At 69.6% G+C, this 2,458-nt stretch carries 2 protein-coding genes; both read right to left on the reverse strand.

Annotated elements, in window-relative coordinates; genetic code table 11:
- On the reverse strand, nucleotides 1-1,167 hold a 1,167-nt coding region (gene gabT, locus AC1D01_RS30115; RefSeq protein ID WP_477872974.1), incomplete at its 3' end, for a 4-aminobutyrate--2-oxoglutarate transaminase.
- Nucleotides 1,168-1,180: 13 nt separating this feature from the next.
- A partial coding sequence (locus tag AC1D01_RS30120) for an aldehyde dehydrogenase (RefSeq protein WP_477872976.1) occupies nucleotides 1,181-2,458 on the reverse strand: 1,278 nt, incomplete at its 5' end.

A 2,458-nucleotide genomic window follows, 5' to 3' on the forward strand; every position in this document is an offset into this window, starting at 1 on the left:
GCTCAGCAGGATCAGCCCGCGCTGCAGCGCCTCGGCCTGCACCTGTTTCGTGAACGCGGCATCCGGCTCTTCGGTGCCCGCGCGGTTGAACTGCACCGCCACCATCGCGCCCAGCCCGCGCACGTCGGCGATCTGCGGCACGGCCGGGCGCAGCTCGTTCAGCACCGCCTTCAGCCGGTCGCCCAGCGCCTGGCCGCGCGCCGGCAGCTGCTCGTCGTGCATCACGCCGATCACCGCCTGCGCGGCGGCGATCGCCAGCGGGTTGCCGGCATAGGTGCCGCCGAGGCCGCCGGGGGCCGGCGCGTCCATGATCTCGGCCCGGCCGGTCACCGCCGACAGCGGCAGCCCGGCGGCCAGCGATTTCGCGCTGACGAGGATGTCCGGCTGCACGTCGGGGAAGTGCTCCATCGCGAACAGCCGGCCGGTGCGGCCGAACCCGGTCTGCACCTCGTCGGCGATSAGSACGATGCCGTGCTCGTCGCACAGCGCGCGCAGCCAGCGCAGCGCCTCGGCCTGGATCACGTTGAAGCCGCCTTCGCCCTGCACCGGCTCGAACACGATGGCCGCCACGCGCGAGGGCTCGATGTCGGCCTTGAACAGGTGCTGGACGGCCTTCTGCGTTTCGGCGAGGCGCGTGCCCTCGGCGGGGAAGGGCGCGTGGTAGATCTCGGGCGGGAACGGGCCGAAGCCAGCCTTGTAGGGCTGCACCTTGCCGGTCAGCGCGACAGCGAACAGGCTGCGGCCGTGGAAGGCGCCGCCGAACGCGATGACGCCAGCCCGCTTCGTGTGGGCGCGGGCGATCTTCACCGCGTTCTCGATCGCCTCGGCGCCGGTGCTGAAGAAGGCAGTCTTCTTCGCATGGCGGCCGGGCGTCAGCGCATTGAGCTGCTCGGCCAGCGCGACGTAGCCCTCGTAGGGCACGACCTGGTAGCAGGTGTGGGTGAAGCGCCTGAGCTGCGCCTCGATCGCGGCGACCACCTTCGGGTGGCGGTGGCCGGTGTTCATCACCGCGATGCCGCCGGCGAAGTCGAGGAAGCGCCGGCCTTCCACATCCCACAGCTCGGCGTTCTCGGCATGGTCGGCGAAGAAGCTGCCCATCACGCCGACACCGCGCGGCGTGGCCGCGGCCTTGCGGGCCATCAGCTGTTCGTTCTGCGAGTGGTTCATGCCAGTCTCCGGGTCAGGGATCGATGCGGATCCAGGTCGTCTTCAGCTCGGTGTACTTGTCGAACGCATGCAGCGACTTGTCGCGCCCGTTGCCGCTCTGCTTGAAGCCGCCGAACGGCACCGTGATGTCGTCCTCGTCGTATTGATTCACATGCACGGTGCCGGCGCGCAGCGCGCGGGCCACGCGGTGCGCGCGGTTGAGGTTGCTGCTCCACACGCTCGCCTGCAGGCCGTAGCTGCTGTCATTCGCCATCGCGATCGCTTCTTCCTCGGTCTTGAAGCGGATCACCGACAGCACCGGCCCGAAGATCTCCTCGCGGGCGATCTTCATCGTGTTGGACACGCCGTCGAACACCGTCGGCTCGACGAAATACCCGCCGCTGTCCTGCCGCGCCTGCCGTCCGCCGGCGGCGAGCCGCGCGCCTTCGTTCTGGCCGGCATCGATGTAGCCCAGCACCGTGCGCAGCTGCGTGTCGTCGACCAGCGCGCCCAGTTCGGTGGCGGCATCGAGCGGGTTGCCCGGCCGGTACTTCGGCGCCTCCGCCGTCACCGTCTTCACGAAGTCGTCGGCGATGCTCTCGTGCACGAACACGCGCGACGGCGCATTGCACGATTCGCCCTGGTTGAAGAACATGCTGCCGGCCACCGTCTGCGCGGCGCGCACCGGGTCGTCGAAATCGGGGAACACGATGAAGGCCGACTTGCCGCCGAGCTCGTTGTAGACGCGCTTCAGGTTGCTGCGCCCGGCGTAGTCGAGCATCTTGCGGCCCACGCGCGTCGAGCCGGTGAAGCCGATCGCATCGACCTCCATGTGCAGCGCGAGCGCCTCGCCGGCCTCGTGGCCGTAGCCCGGCACCACGTTGAACACGCCCTCGGGCAGCCCGGCCTGCAGTGCGAGTTCGGCCAGGCGCAGTGCGGTCAGCGGCGATTTCTCGCTCGGCTTCAGCACCACGCTGTTGCCGGCGGCGAGCGCCGGGCCGAGCTTCCACGAGGCCATGATCATCGGGTAGTTCCACGGCACGATCGCGCCGATCACGCCCATCGGCTCGCGCGTGATCAGCGCCAGCGCACTCTGCGGCGTCGGCGCGATCTCGTCGTAGACCTTGTCGACCGCCTCGGCATACCAGGCGATGCAGCGCGCGGTGGAGGGCACGTCGACGCTCAGGCTGTACTTGATCGGTTTGCCCATGTCGAGCGYCTCGAGCAGGGCCAGCTCTTCCTTGGCGCCGAGGATCAGCTCGGCGAAGCGCTGCAGCACCTTCTTGCGCTGGGCAGGCGCCTTGCGCGACCA

It is taken from the genome of Rhizobacter sp. P3_B12, assembly GCF_056402895.1.